Raw genomic sequence first — 24,434 nt, forward strand, 5'->3', positions numbered from 1 at the left:
GCAAATCGAGCTAACGACAGCATCCAATCTACTCATTCCACGTCACCAGATGAAATATGACTTCGGATTCTTTGAGGAGTTCTCTCGTCGACGCAGAAAGCTCTTCGGGTCCCAGGTGGCTGTTGAATCTCCGATGACTGGCTACTTCGGGTCAGCCCGAGCTGCAAGCGACGAGTTGCAAGGGATCTCTGGACCGGAAGGGGACGTCTTCTGTTCCCAAGGTGCCTATTTCAAAGCTGGAGGCAGTATCGCTGAGCTGGATTCCGTGTTGAGTACCAAGTTGCCCGCGGACTTTGCGCAATTTCATGAAGAGTATGGGGAAAGTCTGATCGTAACGCGCAGCGAGCCAATACTGCTCTACCCGACCTCTCGAGTCGTTGCGGACTATCTGGATGATGTTGATGAAGCATCGCTAGAGGGGCGCTTCTTTCGCTTCGCTTGCTACCAGGACCCTCTCTACCTGGGGCTTCGCCTGGATGGGCAAAACAAGGTATGGGAGGTGGTGCGTTGTACCTATGGCTTGCTGTATAGCGAGATGGTCGCTCCACAAGGGCGGCGTACTGTGGTTGCCCCGTCCTTTTATCAATGGCTCAGGCATTTGGTTGATTCGGACGGTTTCCCGGATGAGATCTATCCTCGCGATGGCTTCACTCCATACCATGAGGTGCTTGAGTGAGTGCGGAAAGGTGTAACGTGAACCGTGGGGCACTGAACTCTCAAACGCCGAGGAAGCCCCAAGCCTGGACTCTGGGTTTCTTCCCCGGAGTTCAAAAAGACCAAACGCGATGAAGGAGATAATTGTCACCAAGGTGATTTTCGACATCTACAACAAATACGATGGCGACTTCGGATTGCTCGATGAACGGTGGGCCTCTGAGGGCGATCGAAGGAAAGTTACTTTGCAGCAAACGATGATTTTCTCCGAGTATATGGATAAACTGAGGTGGCTCAAAGTGCGTGCAATATCTGCGGAGCTTAGGGCGGCAATGGAGGCAAGGCTAATGGAGCTTGAGGACTGCATCGAAAATGAAGTGGCAGAGGAAGTCAGGAGGCGGGTGCAACAAGAAAGTCCCTGACGCAGTTCAAGGATCTACGGGGCTTGTTTTGCGCAAGCATCTTGGAGCCGTCGACATCCTTGGTTTCTGCCTGCTAAAAACAGGTTAGCCTGCCTTGTCTGTACTACGACGGCCTGAGCTGTAACGCCACAAGACAGGCTATGCGGGGCTTCGCAGCCTTTGGCGAGGTGGTGGAAAGGTCGGTCAAGAATTCGGTGGATGAAGTGGCAGAGGCTGCGGTAAAGAAAGCGGATGATCTGCTCAGTGACAGTGCAAAGAAGACGGCGCAGGAGTCGACCTCGCATGCAGATGAGGCGGCTGAAGAGGCCGCAAAGACGACAGCACAACATTCTGCGATACTACGGAAGAATCTTGAAGATGCCGGTCGCCCTATTCTCCCAAATGAAGACGCGGCACATATTGTCGCGAGCGGTCATCCGCGTCATGCTGAGGCGAGGGGAATCCTTGATCGGGCGGGAATTGGGGTGGATGATGCAATTAACGGAGGCGGACTCCCGAGTAACACAAAAGTGCCGAATCCTCTTGGGAAAACGACCCGCAACCAGACGCACACGCATTCAAGCATGGACAAAGTAACTCGAGAATTGCGTCAGGCCGAGCGAGATGGAACAGTTCATGACATGTTGAGTGACATTGAGAGCCGTCGCCAATCAGGTAACTTTTAAAGGCACACGTATGACGATTTACCGAATAGAACCGGATGTTGACAATTATTGCAGCCTCCTGCTAGCCGATCCGGTTATGTCTGCATCCAGTCTGATGGCTTTCGATGGGACATCGAGGGCGGATCAGTGGGATCAGCCGATGACTACTGTAGTGGACAATGCTGATGCGCCCCTGCCCGACATTCTGGATATCGGTGCTGGCAATCTCGTTCTTCATGGTCGAGCCTCTAAGCTCATTAGAGATGAGCTGGCTTGTTACTGCGAGTTGCTGCCTGTGTTTTGGCCGGAAAATAGAGGCGAGGTTGTAAACGTTCTCGGACTCAGCGATTGCCTTGACGCCGAGTCGTCCAAATGGGTGATTGGTGCTCAATCCGGTAAGCGGATCAGAATCGAGAAGTATGAGTTCCTAAAGCACAAAGTTCCCGAGAGAATCGTGTTCAAAATTCCGGAGAGGCGGTTTGAAACTTTCTGCACGGATAGGTTCGCCGAGTTTTTGAAGGTGCATAACCTTCGGGGAATCAACTTAGTTCCAGTGTGGATAAGTAGCTCCGATTCGCCGCCACCAACCGCGCGTGACTGAGCTCATGAATACATATTGTCTGCCTTCTGTCGGGAGCGGTGTTGCGATGCTAGAAGACAGGCTATTTTCGGCGCCATTTACCAGGGCGCAGGTAAATCAACTCTATGACAACTACATCAATAATCGGCTCAACAAAGGTCGGGGGACAGTTGCAGAATCGGACTTCTATTTTTCTGAAGCCCAATTCAAAAGAGAAACCGGACGCTAGTCGTGCTCAGCTAAGGCGAGGCGCATCAACGCGCTTGCCGCTGATTTTATGTTGGGTTGCATTGTGCGCCGGGCTTTCTGACAGAAAGCTTTGTGGTGAATCACCGTCTCAAGTGATAGTCGTAGATCAAATCCATGGTGCTTGGGCTGACTGTGATGGGAATGAGGCCTTGCTTGTTTTCTACCCCGGGGGCAAGGTTCTTGCGACTCAATCAAAGGTAGTGGACCTTCCTTTGTCCAATTGGCATGTCGTCGGATCTTGGCGGTCCTTGGGCACTGAAAGATATGAAGTTCGCTGGCCTGATCAAGAACCGCAGGTATTCAATTTTGATCCCAAATCGCATGACGTTCTCCTCTCTCCACATGGATCATGCTCGATCAAAATGGGCAGTCCTAAGCACCTCGATGCTGTCAGGGCCTGGGCTGCGAGAGCGAGAGACGATCGGGGCAAATAGTCGGTCTATTGAAGTGCCAGGAGACAGGCTATTGCAGCAGCTTCTGTTGGCGACTGGAGACTGATGAGCCAGTTTTTGGGGCAACTCGAGCTAACGCCAGCATCCAATCTGCTCATTCCACGTCACCAGATGAAATATGACTTCGGATTCTTTGAGGAGTTCTCCCGTCGGCGCAGAAGGCTCTTCGGGTCGCAGGTGGCAGTTGAATCTGCAATGACTGGGTACTTCGGTTCAGGCCGGGCCGCAAACGACGAGCTACAAGGGACCTCGAGACCGGAAGGGGACGTCTTCTACTCCCAAGGTGCTTATTTCAAAGGCGGAGGCAGTATCGCTGACCTGGAATCCACTTTGAGCACCAAGTTGCCCGAGGACTTTGCGCAATTCCATGAAGAGTATGGGGAAAGTCTGATCGTAACGCGTAGCGAGCCAATACTGCTCTACCCGACCTCTCGAGTCGTTGCGGACTATCTGGATGATGTTGATGAAGCATCGCTAGAGGGGCGCTTCTTTCGCTTCGCTTGCTACCAGGACCCTCTCTACCTGGGGCTTCGCCTGGATGGGCAAAACAAGGTATGGGAGGTGGTGCGTTGTACCTATGGCTTGCTGTATGGTGAGATGGTTAGTTCACAAGGGCGGCGTACTGTGGTTGCCTCGTCCTTTTATCAATGGCTCAGGCATTTGGTTGATTCGGACGGTTTCCCGGATGAGATCTATCCTCGCGATGGCTTCACTCCATACCATGAGGTGCTTGAGTGACATGAAGTAAAGCGCCACAGGACAGGCTATGCGGAACTACCGCTCTTGCATCTCCCTATTCAGACCAGAAGTGATTTGCTTGGAGGGAACTTGTGGACTTGTTTATAGTGCGAACTTCAAATCCATCGGCAAAAAGGTGCTTTATTCCAATTCAGCAATGAATCGCTTGCGGAACATTTTGATCCTCTCTGTGCTTTGGCTATCCTTGGGCGGATTAAGTAGCGTGCTTGCTGTGACGGAGTCACTGAGTGAATCGGTTTTGGCAGATCTTGACGGGAGTGTTCGCCTCGTACTGGCGCGGCTTGATCATCACGATGGGGAAACAGCTTGGGCAGCCAGCCTTGATGCGAAGACCAAGGTTTGGAAGATGGGTGACACCGCGGATCTTGGGTATGCCATGCTTGTCGTTCGTGGGCTCGAAGAGCGTAAGAGGAAGGATGAAACTTTTGTTCTGAAGTCCACGCTGCTGGTTGAGGAGCTTCTTAGGAGTTTGGCAAACAGTCCTAATGTGGCACCTGTTCTCGTGCCTGTACTCCGCAGTTGGATGGCTGACCTTGCGGATGGAAAGTTGCAAGAGCCAAGCCCTGGGGTGATCAGGGCGGTTGCCACCTATTTGGTTGTCGTAGATGAGGCTGGGAATCGGGAATTCCTTGAGAAAGTCGCGAAGGATATGGAAGTTCGCGAACAATCCGAGGAGCGCTATTGGCGGAATGGTGAGCGGGTGCGCTATGCACTGAAACACAAGGGCGATGGCAGCTATGTTCTGTCAATGCCAATGCACCAATGGTGTGGGAAGATTGTGGAACATGCCAGGAGAGATGCTGGTGTGAAATCCGCCCAGGGTGAAAATGCCACGAGATAGGCTATGCGGACGCCGCATCATCTCGATGACCAAAAGGCGTGAAATTATTATTGACTGATTAGTCCAAAATGCAACATTGGTCCCATGGCAAGGCCAAGAGAGTTTGATCGGGAGCAAGCGCTGGAGGGCGCTTTGGAGCTTTTTTGGCAGAAGGGATTCAATCAGGCGTCGACTGATGAACTTCTCGACGCCATGCAAATCCGACGTCAAAGCCTCTACAATGCCTTCGGAGATAAACGAAAGCTCTTCTTGGAAACCCTCGAACGCTATTGTGCGCGGAGCATTTCCGGGCATGTCTCGCTTCTCAACCAATCCACCTCACCGCTCGACGGAATCCAGGATGTCATGTTCAGCGTGATTCGGGAGGATAACAGCGCACGGCTCAGGGGCTGCATGGGCGTCAACTCAGTCTGCGAGTTTGGAAACTCCGATCCTGAAGTCGCAGAAATTCGAGATCGATTTGCATCGATCCTTCAGATACGACTAGTCGCAGCGTTTCGCGATGGCCAAGCCAGTGGAGAGGTTGATCTGAACATGGATCCTAACGAGGCAGCTACTTTCGTCCAAATGACTCTGAGTGCCCTTCAAGTCGGCGCACGCGTTGGGGCGGACATTGCCACTCTCCGGGCCCAAGCTCAGTTTGCGATCAATCGCTTGAGGTCACGTCTCTAACGCTATTTTTTTGACCTATTATTGACCAATCAGTCCATAACAATATGCAAACAACAACCCATACACAAACCCCGACAGCGCTCGTCTTCGGTGGATCACGCGGCATCGGCTCTGCTATCGGCCGCCGTCTGGCCAAAGACGGCTCCAATGTCAGTCTGACTTATGTCTCTTCGCCTGATCGTGCGATCGAAACCGTCGCTGCAATCGAGGGCATCGGAAGGCAGGCTTTGGCCATTAAAGCCGATAGTGCGAATTCCGCCGACATCCAGAATGCGGTCCGGCAAACGGTCGATCGCTTCGGGCGGCTCGACACGGTTGTGGTCAATGCGGGCATTCTGCGAACCGGCGATTTTTCATCTGTTGGACTCGATGAACTCGACTTGATGCTGAACGTCAATGTTCGCGGAGTGTTTTTGGCCATTCAGGCCGCCGCTGCGCATCTTCATCGCGGTGGCAGGATCATCACGATCGGCAGCAACACGGCGGTGAGAAGCGGGCATCCCGGGGCGAGTGTGTACAGCATGACGAAAGCGGCGGTGGCCGTCATGGTGAAAGGCATCGCGGTCGATCTCGCTCCACGAGGCATCACGATCAACAATATCCAGCCGGGTCCCATCGCCACGGATATGACGAAGGACCTGCTCGATAGCTTGTCTTCGCTCATCCCTCTCCAGCGAGTGGGTGAACCCGATGAGATCGCGGCTCTCGTATCCTACCTCGCAAGCCCTGAGTCCGGCTACATGACCGGATCGAGTCTGACCATCGACGGCGGCATGGCCCTCTAAACACTCACACATTCTTGACGACATGAATCGATTTCAACTCGGTCTGGGAGCGGCCATAGGGATCTCCCTCGTCGGAGTTCTAGCCGCACAGATTCTGGCAACGGAACCGAATTCGGAGGCGGCGTCTCCCATTTATGGGGTGGCGCTCCCCGAAGGATTCCGCCGCTGGGAAATGATCGCGCCAGCACTCGAGGCAGAGCCTCTCAATGAACTTCGCGTAGTGGTCGGAAATGCGCTGGCGGTCAAGGCGTACGAAAGTGGGACGCTGCCTTTCCCGGACGGCTCCGTTTTGGTCAAGCTCGCGTGGAAACGTGTTCCGTCACCGGAATTCGAGCCGGCGTCCATTCCCGGCCAGGCCACGACGGTACAGGTCATGGTCAAGGACTCGAAAAAATATTCGGATTCCGGCGGTTGGGGCTTCGGCCGATTCGTTGACGGCAAACCTGTTGACCGGCTTCAACACCAGTCATGCTTCTCCTGCCATCAAGCGCGAGTTCAAAACCACGACTTCGTCTTCACCCGATTCGCCAAGTAATCATCCCGGCAACAAATCTTCACTCTCCGGCTCGTCTGGGAGGGTATCACCTCGAACCTCATTGTCATCGAAAGAAACCTATGAACCAGCTCCTCCAACTCCGTCTCCTTACTCGTGCGGTAGTCCTCACCACCCTGACTCTTCAATTTGCCTTGGCCGGATATACAAATGCGGAATCACCGACCAGCATCTCGTCAGACCGTCCGGTGAAGCCCATCCCATTTGCTCCGTTGAAACAGATCGATGCGGGAGATCTCAATGTAGGGTATGTCGATGCCGGCCGGCAGGATGGTTCGGTCGTTATTCTCCTTCATGGTTGGCCTTATGACATCGATAGCTTCGCAGAGGTGACGCCACTTCTGGTGGCCAAGGGTTATCGCGTGATCGTGCCTTATCTCCGGGGATTCGGAACCACACGGTTTCTGTCGGACGACACCCCGCGCAATGCAGAGCAGGCCGCGTTCGCCATGGATACCATCGCACTGATGGACGCCCTGAAAATTGACAAGGCCATCATTGGCGGTTTCGATTGGGGCGCTCGCAACGCAAACATCTTCGCCGCATTGTGGCCGGAGCGTTGCAAGGCTCTTGTCTCTGTGAGCGGCTACCTCATCGGAAGCCAGAAAGCGAATGAGATGCCGCTCCCCCCGGAGGCCGAACTCTCATGGTGGTATCAGTTCTATTTTTCCACCGAACGCGGCCGCGCAGGTTACGAGAAATATCGAGGCGACTTCGCCCGTCTGATCTGGAAGTCGGCATCGCCGAAATGGCAATTCAGCGACGCTACCTTTAACCGGTCAAAGGTAGCCTTCGACAATCCAGATCACGTCGCGATCACAATCAACAACTACCGCTGGAGGCTTCAACTCGCCGAAGGTGAGGAAAAGTATAAGGATTTGGAAGAACGTCTTGCCAAATTCCCTGTCATCAAAGTCCCGACCATCACCATGGAGGGGGACGCCAATGGCGCACCGCACCCAGACCCCGCCTCGTATGCCAAAAAGTTCTCTGGACCTAGCAAACATATCACGCTTCAAGGCGGCATCGGGCATAATCTTCCGCAGGAGGCCCCGGAGGCGTTTGCGAATGCCATCATCGAGGTCGACGGATATTAGACTTGTGTATCTGGAAAAGCAGGACGGTCTGGAGCGGGTGCGCACCCCGGCGGCACGACGAGAGCAGCTACTTGCGGTGTTCGCCCGCAGCGGCCTGAGCGGGGCGCGCTTCACAAGCGTACCCCGGCCGGGCCGGTGTAAAAAGGAAACGACTTTTCTCATGGCCTGAGCGGGACCACCTCACGATGAGCCTACTTCCTCCACCTCCGGATGAGGGGGTAAGCGCGAATCGGGGGAGAAGGTTAACATTCATCTCATGTCGCGCGCATCGTCTCAAACCGGTAAGGCAGGTAGGTTCAAGGGCTGGACGACCATCCGCTGGGGGAAGCTATCCCTCCGTGGGTGGGCAGAGCTCCTGGGTCTGGTGGCCGCGACGGCGTGCATCGTGGCCATCCTCTTTGTGCGGCGTGAGTACGTGCCGTACCGACCTGGTCACACCTTCAACGTGCACGACGCTGCCTTCTTTGGTTCCGCACATGCGGCAGCGGATGCCGTTCCCATAGAGGGCAACAAGGTGACTCTGCTCCATAACGGCAATGGCATCTTTCCACCCATGTTGGAAGCCATCCGGGGAGCCCGACACACCGTGAATTTTGAGGCGTTCCTGTTTCATTCCGGGAAGGTGGGAGACCAGTTCATCGAGGCATTTAATGAACGAGCCAAAGCCGGTGTGGAGGTTCGTATTCTGCTGGATGGCATTGGTTCCGGCACCTCACTGAAGAACAGTGATGTGAAGAGGATGACGGACGCGGGTTGCCGGTTCGCCTATTATCATCCCACCCGGGCGCTCCGCCTGGACCGGATCAACCGCCGCACTCACCGTCGGGTGCTTGTGATCGACGGGAAGGTGGGTTTTACTGGTGGTGCGGGCTTCGCCGACGAATGGCAGGGGGATGGCGCGAAAGTGGACAATTGGCGCGAGATCCACGCAAAACTGGAAGGTCCAGTCGTAGCCAAGCTCCAGAGCGCCTTCCAGCAACACTGGTTGAGCGAAACAAAAGAGCTGCTCACGGGTGGGCATCACTTCCCCGTGCTGGAGAAGACTGGCACGTTGAGAGTGCAGGCGACCAGTTCAAACGAATTCACCGTGGCGGCCCTGCCTCTGATCCAGGCGGTGGCCATGGCTGCGGCGGAGAAGACCATCTACATCACGAATCCCTATTGCACCCCGACCGAGGATCAAGTCTGGGTGTTGCGTGAGGCAGTGAAGCGCGGAGTTGATGTACGGATGATCCTGCCGGGCAAATACAATGACCAGCCTGCTACGAAGGCGGCAGGTCGGGGAAGCTACGGCGAGCTGCTCAAAGCCGGGGTCAAGATCTACGAGTTCAATCCAACCATGATCCACTCCAAGATCATGGTAGTGGACGGAATGTTTTCCATGGTAGGCACATCGAACTTGGACGCCAGGTCCTCCCTCATCAATGAAGAGATTGACATTTCAGTCTATGACGAAAGTTTTGGCGCGGAGATGAACCGTGTTTTCCTGGAGGACTTCAAGAACTCCAGAGAATACACCCTGGAAGATTTCAAGAAGCGCTCGATCAAGGAGCGTTTCGTGGAGTGGGTGGTAAAGCCATTCCGGTCCCAGCTTTAGGTTGCCGAACGGTGGGGTATTGTTGGTGCCACTATGGTCAAGGTTGTAGGAAAGTGCCGTTGCTACGGATGACCTCGCTGAGCCAGCGTGCGGAGTCCTTGAGCGTGCGGACCTGAGTGGCGTAGTCGACGTGAATGAGGCCGAAGCGTTCCCGGTAGCCGCGACTCCATTCAAAGTTGTCTAGAAGCGACCAGTGGAAATAACCGGCCAGCGGAATGCCCTCCGCATGGGCGCGATGCAGCTGGCGGAGGTAGCGGGTCAGAAAATCGATTCTTTGGGCATCATGCACGCGCCCATCAAGGGCAACCCAATCCATAGAAGAGAGGCCGTTTTCGAAGACGTAGAGGGGCAGGCGATAGCGCTCATGGAAGAAGCGCGAAGCCCAGTACATCCCTTCAGGGTGCAAGGGCCAACCGGTCAACGTGCGGGGTTCGCCAGGGCGCTCAGGAAGCACCTTCCATGGGCGATCGACGGCACTTTCAACAATGCGTCCGAAGTAGTAGTTAAACCCAAAGAAATCGAGCGGTTGCTGAATCTCCACGAGGTCGGACGCGGGCAGGGCGTCCAGAAAAGCAGGTAGGTTCTGACCGAGGACATCGGGATAGCGGCCATGGATCATCGGCTCGGGCCACCAGACGTTGTCCAGCCAGAGGTCATGGTCTGGCTGCCATTCGGGTTCCAACGTGAGACGTCTTGCTGCTTCAACACAGGCAGGATCGTCCGGCTGGGCGGGAATCCCAATCTTGGTGGCGATGGCGAAGCCGATCTGCGAGTCTTTGACCCTCTGGCGGATGATGGGGACGGCACGACCATGAGCAAGATTCACGTGATGGACGGCCCGCATGGTCTCCAGGTGCGGGAGCTTGAGTCCTGGAGCGTGGCTGCCTTCAGAGTAGCCCAATCCGATGAAGATCTGTGGTTCGTTGAAGGTGATCCAGTCCTTGACGCGGTCACCCAAGTGGCTTGTCACACGGTCTGTGTAGTCGGCGAAATGGCAGGCGATCTCCCGGTTCAGCCAGCCTCCGCGTACCTGCAGTGCTTGCGGCAGATCCCAGTGGTACAGGGTCAGGTAGGGGCGAATGCCAGCCTCAAGCAAGCCATCGACCAGGCGAGAGTAGAAATCGAGTCCCGCCTGGTTGATGCTTCCTGTGCCTTCGGGGAGAATGCGGGACCAGGATACGGAGAAGCGAAATGCATGGAGACCTATTTGCTTCATCAAGGCAATGTCCTCCGGCCAGCGGTGGTAGAAGTCACACGCGGTGGCGGTGGTATCACCACTGAGGATTCTTCCCGGCTGCCGACAGAAGTCATCCCAGATCGAGGGACCCCGGCCATCGGCGGTTGCCCCGCCTTCAATCTGGGCGGCTGCCGTGGCGGCACCCCAGACGAAGCGGTCAGGGAATCTAAAGGGCGTCGTCATTTGGTTCATCTGTCTCCCACTGTCGTGGTGGGATGGTTTCCCCATTGGAACAGTTTTTGCACAGGAGGTGAAGTAAACTATTTGTGCAGCATCATTGAGCAGGCGCTGGTCGAGGCAAGTTGCCTGGCATTCCGTGCTTGGATGTTCGGTAGTAGGTCAGTACTCAGAAAAAACAGACTTCGTGCAATCCGATTGCGCTCGAGGCTTGTTCCTCAGGCGTGAAGAGGTTTACCATCGCTCAAAACTAAATCCTTTAACATGCGTTGCTGAAAGTCCCGTCTCGCCGTGATGGCATGTAGCGGATTGTTTTCATATGAAGCCCTTTACCAAAGAAGCGATGATCGTACTGAGTTCCTTTGCGGTAGCCGTTTTGGTCGTATCGCTTCTTTTGCGTGAGGCACCTCCATGGATGAAAGCTGGGGCTTTTGTGTTTCTGTTTATGGGAGGGTCAGCGATTTGTAGGTTGTCATTGCGATGACATCAGACGCGGCCTTTTCAGATCTCGGGCGGATACATGATTTGCGGGGCCAATTGGATGACACCCTGGCAGGAGTACGGCGTGTGAAGTCATGCCCTCTTCGGGCTGTTGGCTTGTGTAAATACTTGCTCTCCGAAACGAATTGCCGGGTTTAATTGACACTTGTGCAGTTGCTGAATCAGGCTTTACCATCCGATAAAACAAAATCCCCGAACATGTATCGCTCAAAATCCCGTCTTGCTGCCCTCGCCTTACTCCCGATCGCCTTGCTAACAGGTTGTGATTTCCGGCTCTCCACCAACGATTCTTCGGAATCTTCGTCAAGTTCATCATCACGTGGATCGAATCGGAAGGAGATCGCCGAAAGCATTGATAAGGAGGAAGCCCTTGATGCGATCCGTCTTCAGTCTGCAACCGATCCGGGAGGGGAGAAGGCTGTAGCCTTTCGCAAGCAGATGGCGGAGCTCTTGTATGCTCAGAAGTTTGACGAACTGGAGAAGGAAGCGGCTGCTGCGCGAGCCAGCAAGGAGGTGTTCGCGAACGGGACCTGGAAAATATCGCAATTCTATTTTGCGTTTGAGCGCAAGAACCGAGACGCACAAGGACTCTGGAACGTAACGGAAGATGCCCTCCAGGCGTGGCAGAAGGCCTTCCCGAGCTCTGTGACCGCCCGCATCGCCTATGCGGACTTTCTTGTGGACTACGCCTGGCACGCGCGTGGCACCGGCTATGCCGACACGGTTACCCCTGAAGGCTGGAGGCTGATGAAAGAACGACTCTCTCAGGCGAACAAGGTCCTCGTCGATGCGCGCAAGCTTCCAGAGAAAGATCCCGTGCTGTATTCCGTCGCCCTGCAGGTCGCCTTGGGAGTCGGCCTGGATAAGGCTGGCTACGAGAAGCTCATGGACGAAGCGTATGCGTTTGAGCCGACCTTCTGGGGTTATGATGCGTCCCGGGCCTACTCCTTGCTGCCCCGGTGGTACGGAGAGCCAGGAGAGTGGGAGGCGTTTGCTGCCAAGGCGGCAGCACGTCCAGACGGTCTGGGTGCGGAAGTGTACGCGCGCATCGTGATGCGTCTGGTGGACTTCCACGAGAACCTCTTCAGGGAATCGAAAGCGTCATGGCCCAAAACCAAAGAAGGAATCGAGATCCTGAAAAAGAAGTATCCTGAGTCGGTGGAGATCCTCAGCTATGGAGCGCTGCTGGCGACCTGTGCCAACGACAACAAGACTGCCAAAGCGTACTTTGAGGAACTCGGCGACCGTTACTTGGAGGAAGGCAAGATCTGGCCGTCTAAAGAGAGCTTTGTGCACTACCGCAAGTGGGCTCGTACGGGCAAGTGGTGAATGTGCGAGGGGTAAGAGCAAGTACGAGAGTGTGTTGCATGCGACGAACGATTGTTTCTCTTTCGCTTTTGGCTGCTGCGGTGTCGGTTCTCCCGGCTCAGTCCATTCAGGATCGCCTGCGGGATCTGGGGGAAATCCCCATTTCGGAAAGGAGCGCAGAAGAGCGGGAGCGCTACGAGCGACGTCAATACAGGGAGAGGATTGTGCAACTTTTGCCCGAGTTGAACAAGGAGCGGCTTCGTGATTTGCCAGACAATTCAGAAGAGCTGCGTGAGCTGTATGCTTACAGGCTAAATTCTATCTTTGAGGTCAATTTCCCGTGGCAGGAGCTTATTGATCAAGATATCCTGACCCGCGCGGCGGCGGCGGATGTTTGTGCGGGATTGTTGGTGAAACCCAGGGATTTCAATGATCGCTCAGGCGTGATCGATTGGGTGTACAATCACTCTGAGGTAAGCTGGGCAAGGCGGATCCTTGATGCGGCCGTTCAGCTATATAAAAGGGACAAGGGTAGTCTTGAAAGTGTGGACATTCGGTGCATCGCTCGCCTTGCTGCCAAACTCGGTGATGCTAGCCACCTTGATCTTTTGAGTGATATCCAGAAATCATACAATGTTGGATTGGAAGAGCATATCTTGAAGAAGCGGCTGGGGTTGGATCCGGCAAGCCAAAGCTCCAAGAGCTCAGAGCGACTGGATGAGAGCAAGTCACCGAAGCGATGAGATGATGCGCACCTCCCAACCATGAAAATCCACCACCTCAACTGCGGCATTCTGCATGCCCCACCCAGTCCCAAGGCTTCATGTCATTGTCTGCTGATTGAGCATGAAAGCAGGTTGGTGCTGGTGGATACCGGGATCGGTCTGGAGGACATCAAACATCCTGTGGAACGGATCGGCCAGTTTGCGATTGAGGCGGCAGGGTTTCAGTTTCATGAGGAACTGACGGCGGCGCGGCAGGTGGAAAAGCGTGGCTTCAAGATTGCGGATGTGACGGACATTGTTCTTACACATGGTGATCAGGACCACGCGGGAGGGCTGGCGGATTTCCCCTCGGCCAGGGTGCACGTCTCGGTGGAAGAGTTGGCTGCCATTGAGTCCAACTGCGGACGATACTCTGCGGATCAGTTTGCGCATGGGCCCCGATGGGCTGCGCACGGGGGCTCATCTGTTCGCTGGTTCGGGTTGGAGGCGCGGCCGTTGGCTTTGGTGCCGGGGTGCGAGATTTACCTCGTACCGCTCTTTGGGCACACTCTAGGACATTGCGGGGTGGCGGTTCACGAGGGGGAGCGGTGGCTCTTGCATGTAGGCGATGCTTATTACCTGAAGGCGGAGCTCTCGACGGATGATCATCCGGTATCCGCGTTGGCGGCGATGCGGGCAGAGGATGACGCGTTGCGGCGGGCGAGTTTGTCGGAGCTACGTCGCCTGGTAAGGGAACATGCCGCGGAGATTGATATGGTGGGCTACCACGACTTTGGTGAGTTTCCGGCTGGGATGGTGTGATATCGGATAGGCGCGGTCCTCGCTGTGATCATCCCGGGAGGGGGCTGACACGGTTTGTAGAACTCACTGCGGAGTTCCGATCTCCTTGGTGATGTACCCAGGGTGGTGGCTCGTGCCTCGCCTTACCTGGGCTGGAATGGTTGACGCCTTTGGCGTCAGATGCCCTGATGCACGTAACTACCTTGCTTCGGGTGTTCGTGAGTTGGGAGCGGTGATTCCTGCGGCGCTGTTCCCGCTTCTGCGGTGTCTGCTTCACACAGGACTCCCGAAAGCGGTCCACCTCACACCGCAGTCCCAAAATTCCGCTGCGCGGAATCAGGTGTTGGTTGAGCGAGGTGGCTTAGGGCAGCGCTCAGCTTTCTTTGCTTCAAGCACGGCCGAAGGCCAATCCCTTACGGAATGATGTGCACCTCGTCGCCCACGCGGACCATGCCAAAGACTTTCTTGGCGATTTCGTAGGGGAGGCGGATGCAGCCGTGAGAGGCGGGGCGGCCGGTCACGTAGCCACTGTGCAGACCGATGGAGCTGCAGTTCAGCCGCATGAAGTAGGGCATGGGGACCTTGTAGATGGTGGAGGTCCAGTCCTTATACTTGTTGGTGATAACGTAGCGACCGGCAGGGGTGCGATAGCCGGCACGCCCGGTGGAGATCTTGGTGTCGATCTGGCGCACGCCTTCAATTTCCACCCAGGCCTTTTGATTGCTGAGATCCACGGTGACCAGAATGTGGGGCTCGGACTCGGGTTGGCGGCCCAAGAGGATGCGCATGACGTACAGGAAGCGCTGGTCGGCGGCGAAGTTGATCGCGTACCGGTAGCTGGGCATCGTGTGCGCCTGCTTGTTGGCACCGTATTCCAACAGGAGGGCGACAGCTTCCACATCGCCGCGGCCTGAGGATGCCATGAGCGGGGTGATGTTCTTCTCCCGCTTCAGCTGCCAGCGCAGGAATTCATCGGAGACCGAATTGATAATCTCTGATGAAACGGGGTAGGCGAAGGGCTTGCCGGGGTTGCCGCCGGCGGCCAGCAGGGCTTTCAGGAGGAAGGGGTGGCGGCGCAGGGACGCTAGTGCGACGGGAGTCTGGCCATCTGCCCCCGCCATATTGGGATCGGCTCCGTGGAGCAGCAGAAAGATCGCCATAGCGGGCTGACCCGAGCGAAGGGCCAGACACAGGGGGGTGTCCTTCTCAGGCGTGATCTCGTTGGGGGAGTAGCCCTCGTTCAGCAGACCAGCCACCAGTTCCTGATCGCCAGCGAGTACTGCCTCATAGATGCCGGGCTGGCCGGGCACCTGATGGACCGCGCTGGAAGGCAGAGCCGGGGCGACAGTGGTCGGTAACTCTGTGATCGCGGTGGGCTTGGGCAGCTCCGTCGCGGCACTGGAATGCCGGGTGCTGGTCTCCATCGACAGCAATTCTTCCGCCTTCAGGCTTGAGATCGCAAGAAGGGGCACGCACAAGGCCGCGAGAGAGAGCGGTTTCATGAATCGCCGTAAGTGGGGGTGAGGGACAATGTGAGAAAAAAATCGATCTGCAAGCAGTGTCTCGTCTCTATTCGACGGCGACGGAAGAATGGAGGGTTCAAAAGCCACAAAAAGTCGGAAAAGTTTACGGCTTGGGTCGGCGTTAGACTTTCTCCCAATTTCCTCAGTTGCCCCTGATTGATCAAGACTCCCATGAAACGCCGCAATTTTCTCCGAACCGCCACGCTGGGCACCGCCGCCCTCGCCATATCCCCTGCGCCTGGTGCGGAGGCGCCGTTTGCCTTCAAGTACCTCAACAGCTCTGCCATGTATGGCAATCTGCCGCTGGAGGTGGTGATCGCGGAGACACCCAAGACGGGGGCCAGCAGCCTGGATGTGTGGCCGCGCAAACACGGTACTCAGCGGGAGCAGATGGACGAGTTGGGGCATGAGAAGGTGGCGGCTCTGCTGGAGACCCACAAGGTGAAGCTGGACTGCATCACCCGCTACGACCTGGGTCCGTTCAAGCTTCAGGATGAGATGCTGGTGCTCAAGAAGTTCGGCGGCAAAGTGCTGGTCACCGGGGGCTCTGGCCCCGTAGGCCTGACCGGCCCAGACCTGAAAAAGGCGGTGCAGGAGTTTGTGGAGAAACTGAAGCCTCATCTGGCAAAGGCAGGGGAGCTGGGGCTCACCATTGTCATCGAGAACCATATCAAGAACCTCATCGACGCGCCTGATTCGATCCGGTGGCTGGCAGAGTTTGGCAAAGAACTTCCTCTGGGCATCGAACTCGCTCCTTACCACCTGCCGCAGGATCCGGAGCTGATCGCCAGCCTGGTTCGTGAACTCGGTAGTAAACTCTCTGTGTTCCTGGCCTGGGAATATGGGATGGGTTGTATGAAACCGATGCCCAAAGACGAGGAACTGCAGCAGCTGCCCGGGCGGGGCAAGCTGGACTTCGTTCCCATTGTGAAGGCGCTCAAGGAGATCCGGTTTGCCGGGTACACGCAGGTCTTCATGCATCCCACGCCGCGGGGCATCCCCATCCTGCCGACGGCGGAGCAAACGACGGCGGAGATCAACCACTCCCGGACCTATCTGGAGAACTGTCTCGCCAAGGCGTAGGCCAGCCCTCTGGCTCCTGCATTCATTACTTTCCCAGTCCCGGCATGCCCTTGCTGCGCTTTCTCACCCCTCTGGCACTCTGTCTGGCTTTCGCCGGTAAATCCGCCGCCCATCCAGGGCAGGCGGATCCCGTTGAGTACCCCTTCGTGGCGGGCTTTGACCGCTTCTACTCCGCGGAGGATGATGAGGATCATCTTGCGCAGGGCGGGATGCTGCTGCTCCAGGAGTTCAACTGCACCGGCTGCCATGCTGCGCCGAAGGGCTGGGAGGAGCGCCTGGAAACGCGCCCCAAAGTGGCGCTGGATGGAGTCGGCAGTCGTTTGAGCGCCGACGAACTCTGGCTCTTCATCCGGAGCCCCCAACATCGCAAGAAGGGCACCCTCATGCCGGGTCTGTTCGCCGGCGAGGATCGGGATCCAAAGGTGGTGGAGGCGCTGACGGTGTACCTCGCCAGCCTGAAGAAGGAGCCCAAGAAATTTCCGCAAGGAGACGTGGAGCGTGGACGCCAGCTCTACCACACGATCGGCTGTGTGGCCTGCCATGAGCCCGCAGCGCTCACGGATTACAAACCCATCGAGGCCCCGCCTGGGCTGGATGTGGAGAAGCCAGGGCTGCCCTCGGTGCCCCTGCTGCTGGCAGACAAGTACGACTTTCACGCCCTGGCGGCCTTCCTCCAGGATCCCCTGAGCATCCGCCACGCCGGGCGCATGCCTGCCACGGAGCTTTCCGACCAGGAGTCGGCCGACGTGGCCGCGTACCTGCAGTTGAACCGCGAACCCTCGAACACCATGGAGCGCACGCTGCTGGCGTTGCCTCCTCAAACCCCGGAGGAGGGGCGCAAGCAGTTTGTGGCCCAGGGCTGCACGGCCTGCCATGATGCTGGCAAGGTGGAGCCGCTGCCCCGGGTGAAGCCGCTGAAAGAGGTGCAGGTGACGCAGGGGTGTCTCTCCACCACGAAGAAGGCGGGCATCCCGGACTACGGCATGAGTGATCTGCAGCGTCGCGCAATGCTGCTGGCGCTGAAAGACGTGCAGGGCACCACGCCACCGCCGCGGTCCACGCTGCAGACCGTGGACGCCTTCCTCATGAAGATGAACTGCTACGCCTGCCACGAGTGGCGGGGCACCGGCGGGCTGGAGGAGCCCCGCGCGCAGTACCTGACGGTGTATGATGCGGCGGCGCATTCCCTGGGGGAACTGGGCCGCCTGCCGCCCAAGCTGGACGTGGCCGGCCGCAAGCTGACGGATGAATGGTTTGCCAAACTGCTCTGGGGTACCGGGGGAGGAGTGCGCAACTACATGACCACCCGCATGCCCCGGTTCGGCCAGGACAACTGCGTGGGCTTCCTGCCCGCCCTCAAGGAATCAGCCAAGCCCGAGAAGCCGATCGCGATTGATACCAGCGGTCTGCTCAAGCATCACCGCTCTGAGCTGGGGCGCGGTCTCATGGGCGTAGGGACCGGGGGCTTGGGCTGTGTGTCCTGTCACGGTCTGAAGGATCGCAAGTCGCTCGGCGTGCCGGTGATCAATCTCACCCACACGGTCCACCGTCTGACACCAGAGTATTTCAAAGAACTCCTGATCAATCCCCAAGTCACGCAGCCCGGCACGCTGATGCCGCCGCTCTTTATGGGGCGGAAAAGGCCGACCAGGAGATCGAGCAGCTGTGGACGTATCTGAAGGAGCTGGATCAATCCCGGTTGCCCGAAGGTCTCCTCCAGACCGGGGACTATGAAATCAAGCCGGAGAAATCTGACCGTCCGGTGGTGTTCCGAACCTTCCTGGAAGGCGCAGGCATGCAGGCGGTGACGGTGGGCAGCCCGAAGGGCGTGCATGCGGCGTTTGATGCGCTGGAGATGCATTGGGCCGTGGTCTGGAAGGGGCGCTTTGTGGATGCCATGACGACCTGGGAAGAGCGGGCCATGACGCCAGCCAAGCCGCTGGGCACCCTGGGGCCGGCCCTGCCCGTGCGCATGCCGCTGGCCCGTCTGAAATCTGCCAGCGATCCGTGGCCAGATGCCTGTGGTGAAGCGGCGGGGTATCACTATCTGGGCTACCGCACCACCAAGGATGGCACGCCTGTCTTCCTCTATGAGGTGGACGGGCTGAAGGTGCAGGATACCATGATCCCGGCACCTGAAGGAAAGGGCCTGCTCAGGAAGATCACCATCACTGGGGCTGGCGATGCCGCCGCTGCAGGGTGGTATTTCCTGGGGGTGGACACGAAAGCAAAACCCCAACCGGTGATCCTGAACAAAGGGACGGTGGAGTTCGAGGAATTAATCAAGTTTTAACGCGTCATGCGAAAGTACATTTCCACCGGGCTCCCCATGCTGGCTGCCCTTCTCATGGCCCAGCTTCCTGCCGCGGCCCGGGCCGCTGGTGCGAACCCCGCCTACACCGTGACCCCCTATGTGCTGCCGGATGGGGTGAAACTGGAGGCGAGCGGCCTGGCCGTGCTGCCGGATGGCCGGCTGGCAGTCTCTGTGCGCAAAGGGGAGATCTGGATCCTGGATCATCCTGAGGCAGACCCCGCCGACGCCAAGGCCGTGGGGTATCACCTTTACGCCTCCGGTTTGCATGAGCCGCTCGGGCTGCTCTCGCATGACGGTGCCCTCTACACCGTGCAGCGCTCAGAACTCACCAAGATCCGGGACACAGACGGGGACGGCGTTGCTGACGAATACCTGGCGGTGGCCAAGGGATGGGGGGTAAGCGGAAACTACCACGAGTATGCCTACGGCCCTGTGCTGGATCGTGAGGGGAACTTCTGGATCACGCTGAATGCCTCCATGGGCGCCCCGGTGAAATTGGCCGGACACCGCGCCGTGGAGAAACACTGGCGGGGCTGGGCGGTGAGCGTCTCCCCCGACGGGAAGTTGTCTCCCATGAGTGCAGGTCTGCGCTCGCCCTGCGGGATCGCGGTGAACGCGGAAAACGATGTGTTCTGCACGGACCAGCAGGGGAACTGGTGGAGCACCAATCCGCTGTTGCATCTGCGTAAGGGGGCGTTCTTCGGCCATGCAGACTCTCTGCCGGACGCCCAGTTGCCCCAGTCACCGGTTGCCGATCCCGGGAAGCTGCCGCAGGGAATCACGGTGGTGGAGGCCTCCCGCCAGGTGAAGGGGTTCGCGCTGCCGGCCGTGTGGTTCCCGTACGTGAAGGCGGGTCAGAGCCCCACCGGCCTGGTCTGTGACCTTACGGGAGGAAAGTTTGGCCCGTTCGAGAAACAGATGTTCGTGGGCGAGTTTGTGCTCTCCGGCGTGAATCGTGTTTTTCTGGAGAAGGTGGGGGGTGAGTACCAGGGGGCGGTATTTCGCTTTCAGGACGGACTGCAGAGTGCCGCCCTCAGCCTGGCCTTCCTCAAGGATGGCTCCCTGCTGGTAGGCGAGTCCAACCGCGGCTGGAACTCCCAAGGTACCCGCTCCTTTGGCCTGGAGCGCATCCAGTGGACCGGCCAGACACCGTTTGAGATCCAGAAGATGGAGGCGCAGCCCGAGGGCTTCCGCGTGACCTTCACCGATGAGGTTGATCCCGCCACCGCCAGCGCGCCTGGCAACTATCAGATGAGCAGCTACACCTATCTCTATCATCAGAAGTATGGGGGAGATGAGGTGGAGACCAAGCCTGTGGTGATCTCGAAAGTGACCCTGGAACCTGGTGCCAAATGCGTCCTCCTAAAGTGTGAGGACCTGCGGGAAGGTTATGTTCACGAACTCGTCATTCCGGGCGTGCGTTCTAAAAAAGGGGCGCAACTCGCTCACCCTGAAGGCTATTACACGCTAAATCGCATTCCAGGGAAATGAGGCGGACCGGGCCAGTGAAAATTATTTCAAAAAAATTCGCCCCGCATTGAACACACGGGATAGGAGGCACTCTAATCTATCTGTAGTGTTGTGTGAGTGATTACCAACACTGCTGTCTTGAGAGTGATTGGTTGTTGTCAATCAAACCCGCGCAAGCGGGATATGTGTTGAGGTTGATGCCAAAAGGGCTGGGCGAATGGGAGTTCGCCCAGCCCAACTCTTTTTTGGGGATGAGTCACCAATCAAGAGGGTGGTGCTTGTCCGCGGGGAGCGAGACCGTCTGGAGAGAACTGTGAAATCTCTTATCTGACAATTTGGGATTCTTTGAACACTCTCCATCCTACCCGTACTAACTCTACTGTAGTGCTGTGTGAGTGATTACCAGCACTGCTGTCTTGAGAGTGATTGGTTGTTGTCAATTAAACCCGCGCAAGCGGGATATGTGTTGAGGTTGATGCCAATAGGGCTGGGCGAATGGGAGTTCGCCCAGCCCAATTTTTTTTGTGACGGGTTGGTCACTTTGGCTTTACAATGTAATAGCATCGGTGATACAGATCGCATCGATGAAACTTACCCCCGTTATTTTTGCATTCACAGCGCTGTTTGTTCAGGCCTCTTGTACCACGAGTCCCCATGCCGGGGATATTGTCTCTGAGAAGGTTGTCCACTTTGCGGGGAAAAGGTTTGTGCAGCAGCGCATTGTGCTGACGACCGATCCCTACGAAACGGAGCTTCGCTCGATCCAGATCCGCTAAGGGGGCTTATGAAGCTGGGGCTCCTCAGGGGCGCCCAGCTCGCACCACCTTCACCCAGGTGGTCTCACCACAGTATGCAGCGGCCTTGGCAGCCAGGGCTGCTGCATCTGTTTCTGACTGTGCTACCGCAAAGACGGTCGAGCCAGAGCCGGACATGAGGGCGGCGTGAGTCTCCACCTGGTCCAACAGCCACATCTTGAGCGTTGGCAGCAGCGACCATTTTTCAAACACAGGGCGTTCCAGGTCATTCACCATGAGCCCCCAAGGACAGATTTGCGGGGCGTAGAGCACTCCTTGAAGCTGGGAGGAGGTGCTCCACTGCTTGTAAGCCCACGGGGTGGGGATGCCGAAGGGCGGCTTGATCAGCACCACCGGTAGTTGCCAGGGGAAATCTACCGCGGTGAGCACCTCGCCACGTCCAGTGGCATCGCAAACAGCATCATACAGGAAGAACGGCACGTCAGACCCCAGCTGGGAGCCCAGGGTGACCAGCGTTTCCTGGGAGAGGGGATGTCCAGCGAGCAGGTTGAGCCCGCGCAGCGTCATGGCGGCATTGCTGCTGCCGCCCCCCAGCCCGGCTCCATGGGGGATCCGTTTTTCCAGATGCAAGCTCCAGGACTGGACCGTCCCCGTCGCTTTCTCGAAGGCGCGCACGGCCTTCATCACGAGATTCGTCTCATCTGTGGGCAGGGACGTGTCGGTGCAGGTCAGCTCGCTTTTTCCAGCAGTTGCTCCCTCAGAGAAGGACAGGGTGTCACTCAGGTCCAGCGGGCAGAGGCGGGTGTCGAGAGCATGAAAACCGTCCTCCCGCTTGCCCAGCACCCGCAGGTGCAGGTTGATCTTGGCGGGGGAGGTGAGCTGGAGAACAGGTGACGACATTACCTTCGTGAATACGCGGTTCAGGCCTCTGGTCAACGAGGATGCTTTCCGATGCGAATGTTCAAAAAAGCCAGACGAATTATCCAAAAAACTTGTCAAATTCCTGCTTATTCAAGTAGCCTTGGCAAAAATTCACATGGTCCCTAGAGGAGGTTCCATGGGGCGGACATTTGGCACGTTTTTGTCATTCACGTCATGAAGAATCTCAAGCGACCCCCCGCTAAGAAGTCGCCAGCAAAGAAGGCCGCTCCATCTGCGAGGAAACCCGCTCTGGTAAAGTCGAAGGCTGTACCTGCCCCCGCCTCAGTTGCGAAGAAGCCGGAGCCCAAGGCTGCCTCGAAGCCGGCAGCGAAGCCCGTCGCGCCTGCGGTCGTGTCCATCGCCGCCTGGGAAGATGATCCTGAGTCAGGGCTAAAGCTTGCCCACCGTTCTCCGGCCACCCTTACGTTAGGGAGCCTGCCGCTTCAGTTGCGGGGGGAGGCACCCAAGCCGGGGCTGTACCCACCTGGGACGGACCCTTTTCGCTATTGGAATGCTGCGGACGCCCTGAGACGGGCGCGGGAAGTGTGGCGCCCGCATCTGCCTGAGACGGTGCAGTGGCAGGGGGGAGCCCCGCTGGAGGTGGATGTAGCGGGCACGAATGATCTCAACGCCTACTACGACCGCAAGACCATTTCTTTCTTCATGGGGGAGGTCAAAGGACGCCCCATTCACACCGCCGAAAGCCCGGATATTGTCGCACACGAGTTGGGCCATGCGGTGCTGGATGCTCTCCGGCCGGATTTGTGGGATGCGGCGCTCGATGAGGTGGCGGCGTTTCACGAGTCGTTTGGCGATATCACCGCCCTGTTGACCGCCTTGCAGCTGGAGTCAGTGTGTGAGCACGTCATCAAAGAAACAGGAGGGCTCATTTACCAGAATTCCACGCTGTCGCGCATCGCTGTGCAGTATGGCAAGGCGGTGCATGATCTGAACTCCGGCTCTGCGCCGCCAGACTGCCTGCGGAACGCGGTGAATTCCTTATTCTACCGGGAGCCCATGCACCTGCCTCCCATGGCACCGCATTCTGAGCTGTCCTCAGATCCTCATTCCTTTTCCCGAGTTTTTACCTCTGGATTCTTCGAGGCCATGGCGGGCATGCTCAAGGTGCATGCCGCAGAGCCGACCGCTGCAGATCTTCTTTCCGTCGCGAAAGATGCTGCAGCCCTGCTGGCAAAAGCGGTGCGGACAGCAGCACTCAGCGCCGCCTTCTACAGTGAGGTGGCCGCCCAGGTAATCTGGGCGGATGCCGCGCTGTTCAGCGGCAAGTATGATGAGGTGCTGCGCAGCGCCTTTGTGCGTCGGGGGCTGTTGAGCCTGGAGGCGGTACGCAGCCTGCGTGCCGAGGCCAACCGGGCGCTCAATACCGGCAAACCGACCCCAGGCGGCGATGAAATGCCGCGCGGCCGGGACATGATGATGCGCGCCACCGCCTATGGCTTGGGGGAGGGTGCCTTGGTCGTGCGCACTGCTTCGTTCTCACGCCGGGGCATGATTGCTCCAGCGGCACCGGACGCTGGCTCCACGCCGGTCCCGGGAGTGGAGCAGGCAACACAGTCCTTCCTGGAGACCCTCTTCCGTCGGGGGCGCGTGGATTTCAGCCTTTGCAAGCCGGGTCTGAGCAGCGTGCCCCATACGCACGTGAAGCGAAAGACCCACTATCTGGTGGAACAAAATGGCCAGTATCACTTGCGTCGCCGGTGTTTTGATGAAGGGTTCGAGGACTTGATCGTCTGATCCTTTGTCTATGAAACTCGAGAAGGTAAAGTTTGTCCTCATGGCCCAGGACATGGACCGGGCCGTCGCGTTCTATGCAGACACCTTTGGTCTGCAAAAGGCCTTTGTCAGCCCTTGGTGGTCGGAGCTTCTGTTTGGCGATGCCATCGTGGCCCTGCACGGAGGAGGGGAGGGGGAACAAACCGTCACCAGCCTCAGCTTCCAGGTGGATGATGCCGCCGCGGCATGTGGCGTGATCGAAGCTGCCGGCGGGAGCATCGTAGAGCCGCCGGTGCAACGTGAAGGCGAGCCGATCAAACTCGGACGCTTCGCGGACCCTGAAGGGAACTTGGTAATGCTGACTCAGTACGTTGGGGAGTAGGGCGCGCGCTCGGCTGCGGGCCGCATAATCGGCCGTCAATGCGCCTTGGAGGCTCGGGGAGCGCACGCAGCGTTGGGACTCGCGAGGTGCACCCAAACATTCATGCAACATCGCATTCGAGCGACATGGAGGCGTTGAGGGAGGTGGGAGGAAAAGCGTCTGCTGTCGGCCTTCCCACCTGAGTATCATCGACGTACGGTACCCAACGTAGACTCGCTG

Annotated in this window: 24 protein-coding genes; 21 read left to right on the forward strand and 3 right to left on the reverse strand. The window is 57.5% G+C overall.

Annotated features, from left to right (window positions below; translation table 11 throughout):
- The first annotated feature begins 49 nt into the window (after positions 1–49).
- The 11 genes from BV106_RS19680 to BV106_RS19730 all read left to right on the forward strand — a co-directional run bounded on the left by BV106_RS19680 (position 50) and on the right by BV106_RS19730 (position 9,305).
- The gene (locus tag BV106_RS19680) at positions 50–676 is read left to right on the forward strand and encodes a hypothetical protein (RefSeq protein WP_265595862.1); all 627 of its coding nucleotides are present in this window, start codon (positions 50–52) and stop codon (positions 674–676) included.
- Between the two features lie 109 nt (positions 677–785).
- Entirely contained in the window at positions 786–1,076 is a 291-nt protein-coding gene (locus tag BV106_RS19685; protein ID WP_038167442.1) for a hypothetical protein, read from the forward strand.
- A gap of 140 nt (positions 1,077–1,216) precedes the next feature.
- A complete protein-coding gene (locus BV106_RS19690) occupies positions 1,217–1,741 on the forward strand; it encodes an AHH domain-containing protein (protein ID WP_038167443.1) in 525 nt (174 codons plus the stop codon).
- A 76-nt stretch (positions 1,742–1,817) separates the two neighbouring features.
- Positions 1,818–2,321 (forward strand): DUF1629 domain-containing protein, encoded by a 504-nt coding sequence (locus BV106_RS19695; RefSeq protein WP_265595863.1) that lies wholly within the window; start codon positions 1,818–1,820, stop codon positions 2,319–2,321.
- A gap of 791 nt (positions 2,322–3,112) precedes the next feature.
- A complete protein-coding gene (locus tag BV106_RS19700) occupies positions 3,113–3,739 on the forward strand; it encodes a hypothetical protein (RefSeq protein WP_265595864.1) in 627 nt (208 codons plus the stop codon).
- Positions 3,740–3,767: 28 nt separating this feature from the next.
- Positions 3,768–4,601: a hypothetical protein gene (locus tag BV106_RS19705; protein WP_265595865.1), complete on the forward strand. Its 834-nt coding sequence runs from the start codon at positions 3,768–3,770 to the stop codon at positions 4,599–4,601.
- An 84-nt stretch (positions 4,602–4,685) separates the two neighbouring features.
- Positions 4,686–5,273 carry a TetR/AcrR family transcriptional regulator gene (locus tag BV106_RS19710; protein WP_038167451.1) on the forward strand — a complete coding sequence of 196 codons (588 nt, stop codon included), beginning with the start codon at positions 4,686–4,688 and terminating at the stop codon, positions 5,271–5,273.
- Between the two features lie 44 nt (positions 5,274–5,317).
- On the forward strand, positions 5,318–6,058 hold the full coding sequence (locus tag BV106_RS19715; protein ID WP_051946076.1) for a 3-oxoacyl-ACP reductase family protein: 741 nt from the start codon (positions 5,318–5,320) through the stop codon (positions 6,056–6,058).
- Positions 6,059–6,080: 22 nt separating this feature from the next.
- A complete protein-coding gene (locus BV106_RS19720) occupies positions 6,081–6,593 on the forward strand; it encodes a cytochrome P460 family protein (RefSeq protein ID WP_038167453.1) in 513 nt (170 codons plus the stop codon).
- Between the two features lie 80 nt (positions 6,594–6,673).
- Positions 6,674–7,708 carry an alpha/beta hydrolase gene (locus tag BV106_RS19725; RefSeq protein WP_038167454.1) on the forward strand — a complete coding sequence of 345 codons (1,035 nt, stop codon included), beginning with the start codon at positions 6,674–6,676 and terminating at the stop codon, positions 7,706–7,708.
- Positions 7,709–7,964: 256 nt separating this feature from the next.
- Positions 7,965–9,305: a phospholipase D-like domain-containing protein gene (locus tag BV106_RS19730; RefSeq protein WP_051946077.1), complete on the forward strand. Its 1,341-nt coding sequence runs from the start codon at positions 7,965–7,967 to the stop codon at positions 9,303–9,305.
- Positions 9,306–9,342: 37 nt separating this feature from the next.
- Here the strand turns inward: BV106_RS19730 and BV106_RS19735 are convergent, their stop codons facing one another.
- Positions 9,343–10,725 carry a GH1 family beta-glucosidase gene (locus BV106_RS19735; protein WP_265595866.1) on the reverse strand — a complete coding sequence of 461 codons (1,383 nt, stop codon included), beginning with the start codon at positions 10,723–10,725 and terminating at the stop codon, positions 9,343–9,345.
- A 933-nt stretch (positions 10,726–11,658) separates the two neighbouring features.
- Here BV106_RS19735 and BV106_RS19740 point away from each other — a divergent pair.
- From BV106_RS19740 to BV106_RS19750, 3 genes are read left to right on the forward strand one after another with little or no spacing between them, the layout of a single operon-like run.
- Entirely contained in the window at positions 11,659–12,549 is an 891-nt protein-coding gene (locus BV106_RS19740) for a DUF4034 domain-containing protein (protein ID WP_038167456.1), read from the forward strand.
- Between the two features lie 38 nt (positions 12,550–12,587).
- On the forward strand, positions 12,588–13,271 hold the full coding sequence (locus BV106_RS19745; protein WP_265595867.1) for a hypothetical protein: 684 nt from the start codon (positions 12,588–12,590) through the stop codon (positions 13,269–13,271).
- Between the two features lie 21 nt (positions 13,272–13,292).
- On the forward strand, positions 13,293–14,054 hold the full coding sequence (locus BV106_RS19750; protein WP_038167461.1) for an MBL fold metallo-hydrolase: 762 nt from the start codon (positions 13,293–13,295) through the stop codon (positions 14,052–14,054).
- 392 nt (positions 14,055–14,446) lie between these two features.
- Here the strand turns inward: BV106_RS19750 and BV106_RS35885 are convergent, their stop codons facing one another.
- The gene (locus BV106_RS35885; protein ID WP_051946078.1) at positions 14,447–15,535 is read right to left on the reverse strand and encodes a L,D-transpeptidase family protein; all 1,089 of its coding nucleotides are present in this window, start codon (positions 15,533–15,535) and stop codon (positions 14,447–14,449) included.
- 192 nt (positions 15,536–15,727) lie between these two features.
- On the opposite strand from BV106_RS35885, the gene BV106_RS19760 reads away from it, so the two are divergent.
- The 5 genes from BV106_RS19760 to BV106_RS19780 all read left to right on the forward strand — a co-directional run bounded on the left by BV106_RS19760 (position 15,728) and on the right by BV106_RS19780 (position 21,199).
- Positions 15,728–16,639, forward strand: a complete 912-nt coding sequence (locus BV106_RS19760; protein WP_038167463.1) for a TIM barrel protein — start codon at positions 15,728–15,730, stop codon at positions 16,637–16,639.
- A 44-nt stretch (positions 16,640–16,683) separates the two neighbouring features.
- Positions 16,684–18,318 (forward strand): c-type cytochrome, encoded by a 1,635-nt coding sequence (locus BV106_RS19765; RefSeq protein WP_038167465.1) that lies wholly within the window; start codon positions 16,684–16,686, stop codon positions 18,316–18,318.
- Between the two features lie 20 nt (positions 18,319–18,338).
- Complete coding sequence (locus BV106_RS19770) at positions 18,339–18,932, forward strand: hypothetical protein (RefSeq protein ID WP_038167467.1); 594 nt, start codon at positions 18,339–18,341, stop codon at positions 18,930–18,932.
- 6 nt (positions 18,933–18,938) lie between these two features.
- Positions 18,939–20,444, forward strand: a complete 1,506-nt coding sequence (locus BV106_RS19775) for a large multi-functional protein (protein ID WP_038167468.1) — start codon at positions 18,939–18,941, stop codon at positions 20,442–20,444.
- A 563-nt stretch (positions 20,445–21,007) separates the two neighbouring features.
- Positions 21,008–21,199 carry a hypothetical protein gene (locus BV106_RS19780; protein WP_038167469.1) on the forward strand — a complete coding sequence of 64 codons (192 nt, stop codon included), beginning with the start codon at positions 21,008–21,010 and terminating at the stop codon, positions 21,197–21,199.
- Positions 21,200–21,223: 24 nt separating this feature from the next.
- On the opposite strand, the gene ispE is transcribed toward BV106_RS19780, so the two are convergent.
- Entirely contained in the window at positions 21,224–22,078 is an 855-nt protein-coding gene (gene ispE / locus BV106_RS19785) for a 4-(cytidine 5'-diphospho)-2-C-methyl-D-erythritol kinase (RefSeq protein ID WP_038167472.1), read from the reverse strand.
- A gap of 195 nt (positions 22,079–22,273) precedes the next feature.
- On the opposite strand from ispE, the gene BV106_RS19790 reads away from it, so the two are divergent.
- Positions 22,274–23,854: a hypothetical protein gene (locus BV106_RS19790; protein ID WP_265595868.1), complete on the forward strand. Its 1,581-nt coding sequence runs from the start codon at positions 22,274–22,276 to the stop codon at positions 23,852–23,854.
- Between the two features lie 10 nt (positions 23,855–23,864).
- Complete coding sequence (locus BV106_RS19795) at positions 23,865–24,215, forward strand: VOC family protein (protein WP_038167473.1); 351 nt, start codon at positions 23,865–23,867, stop codon at positions 24,213–24,215.
- Positions 24,216–24,434 lie beyond the last annotated feature (219 nt).

The sequence above is a fragment of the Verrucomicrobium sp. BvORR106 genome (assembly GCF_000739655.1).
Lineage (GTDB): Bacteria > Verrucomicrobiota > Verrucomicrobiia > Verrucomicrobiales > Verrucomicrobiaceae > Verrucomicrobium.